This is a genomic window from Pseudomonas sp., from assembly GCF_032058845.1.
In the GTDB taxonomy this organism is placed as follows: Bacteria; Pseudomonadota; Gammaproteobacteria; order Pseudomonadales; family Pseudomonadaceae; genus Aquipseudomonas.
On record NZ_DAMCCR010000177.1, the window covers coordinates 1 to 4,812 of the forward strand.

5 protein-coding genes are annotated in these 4,812 nt (G+C 66.2%); 1 reads left to right on the forward strand and 4 read right to left on the reverse strand.

What is annotated here, in order from left to right:
- The coding region (locus RT028_RS20005) for a PmbA/TldA family metallopeptidase (RefSeq protein WP_312937193.1) at positions 1-657 on the reverse strand (657 nt) is incomplete at its 3' end.
- Positions 658-765: 108 nt separating this feature from the next.
- Here RT028_RS20005 and yjgA point away from each other — a divergent pair.
- On the forward strand, positions 766-1,287 hold the full coding sequence (gene yjgA, locus RT028_RS20010) for a ribosome biogenesis factor YjgA (RefSeq protein ID WP_312937194.1): 522 nt from the start codon (positions 766-768) through the stop codon (positions 1,285-1,287).
- Positions 1,288-1,350: 63 nt separating this feature from the next.
- On the opposite strand, the gene tldD is transcribed toward yjgA, so the two are convergent.
- The 3 genes from tldD to RT028_RS20025 all read right to left on the reverse strand — a co-directional run.
- Positions 1,351-2,790: a metalloprotease TldD gene (gene tldD / locus RT028_RS20015; protein ID WP_312937195.1), complete on the reverse strand. Its 1,440-nt coding sequence runs from the start codon at positions 2,788-2,790 to the stop codon at positions 1,351-1,353.
- Between the two features lie 2 nt (positions 2,791-2,792).
- The gene (locus tag RT028_RS20020) at positions 2,793-3,647 is read right to left on the reverse strand and encodes a carbon-nitrogen hydrolase family protein (protein ID WP_312937197.1); all 855 of its coding nucleotides are present in this window, start codon (positions 3,645-3,647) and stop codon (positions 2,793-2,795) included.
- Between the two features lie 13 nt (positions 3,648-3,660).
- Positions 3,661-4,812 (reverse strand): YhdP family protein (locus tag RT028_RS20025; RefSeq protein WP_312937199.1); only part of this gene is annotated, 1,152 nt, incomplete at its 5' end.

Here is a 4,812-nt window from a genome sequence, read left to right on the forward strand (position 1 = left end):
GCTGCGCGGATCGGCCAGCAGCGGGCCCTGGCGGTTGACGTCGTACCAGTAGTCACGCTGCATCTGCCCGCCCCCCTCGGCGATCATCACGCAGCTCAGACTGTGCCGGGTCGAGGCGTAGCCGCCGATGAAACCGTGGCTGTTGCCGTACACACGCACGCCCTGGTGAGTGTTCAGCGAGGTGCCATCGGCATTGACGATGCGCGAATCGGCATCGAACGCGGCCGCTTCACAGACCAATGCCTGCTCGATCGCCTGTTCAGGGCTGATGTCCCAGTGGTGATAGAGGTCCAGCTCCGGGACCTCGCGTGCCATCAACGCCGCATCGGCCAAGCCGGAACAGTCATCCTCGGAGGTGTGTCTGGCGATGGCCAACGCGGCGGCGACCGTTTCCCGGATGGCCTCCGGACCACTGGCCGAGGTGCTCGCCGAGCCCTTGCGCTGACCCAGGTACAGAGTGATGCCAAACCCCTGGTCGCGATTGAACTCGACCGTTTCCACCTCGCGCTGACGCACCGTGGTGGACAGCCCCTGCTCCAGCGATACCGCCACTTCACAGGCGCTGGCGCCCTGGCGCCGCGCTTCGGCGACGATCGCTTCGACCTGCTCCTGCAACACCGGCAGGTCCTTCGGGCCTACGCTCTGGACTGCACTCATGGTTCTCTCCCATCAAATTCTGCGTTCGGCACGGGTCATGCTACGACCGGGCCGGACAAGCGGCCCCCGACTGGTTATCATGGCGGCGATTTCCTGCGGACTGCCACCATGGTTGATTCATACGACGACGCCTTCGACGGCGAAAAAAGCAAAACCCAGATCAAGCGCGAACTGCTTGCGCTGGTCGAACTGGGCGAACGCCTGACCACCCTCAAGGCCGATACCCTCGCCCGCCTGCCGCTGACCGATGCGCTGCGCAAGGCGCTGGCCGACGCCAGCAAACACACCTCGCACATTGCGCGCAAACGGCACATGTCGTTCGTCGGCAAACTGATGCGCGACCAGGACCTGGAAGCGATCAACGCGGTGTTCGAGCAGGTCGATACGTCAAGCCGCCAGTACAACGAGCGCTTCCACAGCCTCGAGCGCTGGCGCGACCGGTTGGTCGACGGCACTGACGAAGACCTCGAACGCTTCGTCAACGAGTATCCCGACACCGACCGCCAGCAACTGCGCTCGCTGATCCGCCATGCCCAGCATGAAAAAGCGCGCAACAAGCCGCCGGCCGCCGCACGCAAGGTGTTCAAGTACATCCGCGACCTCGACGAGCTGCAGCGCGGCCTGCGCTGAAGCCTGGTCCATCGCCCATCGCGGGGCATGCCGTGTTCACGCGCAGCCCCTCGATGGCAGGCTTCACGCCCCGGTTCCGCCCACGGTGATCGCATCGAGCTTCAAGGTCGGCTGGCCAACCCCGACCGGCACCGACTGACCGTCCTTGCCGCAGGTACCCACGCCGCTGTCCAGCGCCAGGTCATTGCCCACCATCGACACCCCACGCATGGCCTCGGGGCCGTTGCCAATCAGCGTTGCGCCCTTGACCGGAGCGGTGATCTTGCCGTCTTCGATCAGGTAGGCCTCACTGGTGGAGAACACGAATTTGCCGCTGGTGATGTCGACCTGACCGCCGCCGAGGTTGGCGCAGTACAGCCCGCGCTTGACCGAGCGAATGATCTCTTCGGGGTCGCTTTCACCGGCACGCATGTAGGTGTTGGTCATGCGCGGCATCGGCAGGTGCGCGTAAGACTCGCGACGCCCATTGCCCGTGACCGCCATGCCCATCAGCCGCGCATTGAGCTTGTCCTGCATGTAGCCCTTGAGCACGCCGTTCTCGATCAGCGTGGTGCACTCGGTGGGCGTGCCCTCGTCATCGACGCTGAGCGAGCCGCGACGGCCTTCCAGGGTGCCGTCATCGACGATGGTGCACAGGCTGGAGGCCACCTGCTCACCCAGACGCCCACTGAATGCCGAGCTGCCCTTGCGGTTGAAGTCGCCTTCCAGGCCATGGCCTACCGCCTCGTGCAGCAGTACCCCGGACCAACCCGAGCCCAGAACCACGGGCAAGGTGCCCGCTGGCGCCGGCACCGCTTCAAGGTTGACCAGCGCCTGGCGCAAGGCCTCGCGGGCATAACCCATGACCCGCTCCTCGCTGAAGAAGCGGTAGTCGGTGCGTCCGCCGCCGCCTTGCCCACCGCGTTCGCGGCGGCCGTTGCTTTCCACGATCACACTGACGTTGAAGCGCACCAGCGGCCGCACGTCGGCGGCCAGGCTGCCGTCGGTGGCGGCGACCAGGATGCGCTCCCAGACCCCGGCCAGGCTGACGCTGACCTGCTGGATGCGCGGATCCAGCGCGCGGGTGGCGGCATCGACGCGCTTGAGCAGCTCGACTTTCTCGGCGCGGCTGAGCACGTCCAGCGGATTGTCACCGATGTACAGCGCGGGCACGTCTTGCGTGCGGAACGCCTGCACGCGACCGTTCTGGCCTGCACGGGAAATCGACCGCGCGGCGGTGGCCGCCGAGGTCAGCGCTTCGAGGTTGATGGCATTGCTGTAGGCAAAGCCGGTTTTTTCGCCAGACTGGGCGCGTACGCCCACGCCTTGGTCGAGGTTGAAGCTGCCTTCCTTGACGATGCCGTCTTCCAGCGCCCAGGTTTCCGAGACCTGGCCCTGGAAGTACAGGTCGGCGGCATCGATACCCGGACCCGCCAGCCCGCCCAGCACGCTCTGCAGGCTGTCTAGGGTCAAGCCGCCCGGGGCCAGCAAGTGCTCACTGACGGTGGATAACATCTGGCTCATAGTCACTCCAACAAGGTGTGCGCAGGCCGCACGGCGTCCTGCGATAAAAAGCGCCGATGGTTGAACACCGGCATGCGCGTCCGGATGGACGCTTGTTCTTCGGCATCGCGGGTGGCCAGTAGCACGGCCTCTGCGCGCGCCTGTTGGGCCACGATCCGCCCCCAGGGGTCGACGATCGCGGCATGGCCATGGGTTTCACGCGGGCCTGGATGCAGTCCGCCCTGGGCCGCCGCCAGTACATAGCATTGCGTTTCGATGGCCCGCGCGCGGATCAGCACTTCCCAGTGCGCCGCACCGGTCACCGCAGTGAAGGCCGACGGCGCGCTGATCAGCTCGGCCCCGGCGGCGCGCAGCGCGCTGTACAACTCGGGAAAGCGCAGGTCGTAGCAGACCGTCAGGCCCAGGCGCCCCACCGGCGTATCGACCACCACCACTTGGTTGCCTGCGGCGTAATCGTCCGATTCGCGGTACTGACCGCGCTGATCACTGACCTGCACATCGAACAGGTGCAGCTTGTCGTAGCGCGCAACCACTTCACCTTCATCATCGACCAGTAGCGAGCAGGCGCACGCCTTGTCCTGCGGCTGATCGACCGGCGGCAATGGCAACGTACCCGCCACTATCCATAACTTGAGGTCGCGGGCGGTGCGTTTCAACCAGGGCAGGATCGGGCCATCGCCCATGGCTTCGCGAAGACCGATCTGCGCGGCGTCGCGCCGGCCCATGGCGGCGAAGTTTTCCGGCAGCACCGCCAGGCGTGCGCCGCCCAGCGCCGCCTGTTCCAGCAAGCGGCGGGCCTGCTGCAGGTTGGCCAGCAGGTCATCCTGGCTGACCATCTGAATCACCGCCACGTTCATGGGCACGCTCCTCTCACTTGCGCTCAAACGGTTTCACAAAGGTGATCTTAGGCGCTTTGTACGGGCCTTCGACGCGATAATTCACGCTGGCAAAGCGCGACACCCGGTCACCGAGCAGCCGATCGACTATGAACAGCGCCCCGCCGATGGCCGGCGCCCCGACGATCAGCGCCGCCAATGGCAAGTTGTTGGTCACCGGCAGCGACACATTGACGTTGGCCGCCACGCGCTCGCGGCGCATGTCCAGGGTGCCGTCGATCTCGATATCGCTCGACGGGCCGGTGATACGAATGGGTTCACGGGTCACGTAGATGCCGCGGCTAACCGCCAGCAGGCCCTTGACCCGGTCGTAGGCCAGGCCTTTGCCGAACAGGTCGGAGAAGTCCAGGCGCAGGCGGCGGCCCAGGGCGTCGAAGTTCAGCAAGCCGAACACCCGGAGTGCTTGCGCACCGCCCTCCACCTCCTTGAACTGACCGTCGCGCATCGAAGCATCCAGGCTGCCAGATAGCCGATCCAGCCCCACCGAGGCCGGCGAGCCTGGCCAGCGCGCATCGATGTCCGCATGGAAGTCGCGGCTGCTCACCGACGGCGCAAAGCCCCAGGCCTGGAGAATATCGGCAAGGTTCTTGCCAGATAACCGGCCCTTGTAGGCACTGCTGGTGGCGCCGGGGACGCCCTCCCAGGCCGCGCTGCCGTTGGCTTGCAGGCCCTTCATGTCGACATCGATGTCGTTTACTGCAAGGCCCTTGGCGTTGGGCCGCAGCTTCAGCGCAACACGGCCATACAGGTCATCGCCGCGATACAGCTTGTCGATGCTCAGGTCCAGGGCCGGCGTTTTGCGGGGGTCGTTCTTCGCCAGTGGGTCCGCGCCCTTGGGGTCGTCGGCCTGGCTGGGGTCTGCAGGCGGCAGGCGCAGGGTCTGCAGGCGCACCACCAACGGCGCTGCCTTGGCATCGGGCAGGCGGGCATCGCCGATCACCTCGCGGCTGTCCAGGCGCAGATCCCAGGCACCGCCACTGCGCGCCAGCCGCACCACCGCCTGGTTCAGGGTCAGGCCAGAGGCCTTGATCTGGCCGATGCTGAGGTCGGCGCTTTGCAGCACCTGGCGGGCATCACCGCCGGGGTCGTTGCCGGCAAACTGCCCGGCCTGTTGCTGCCAGGCGTC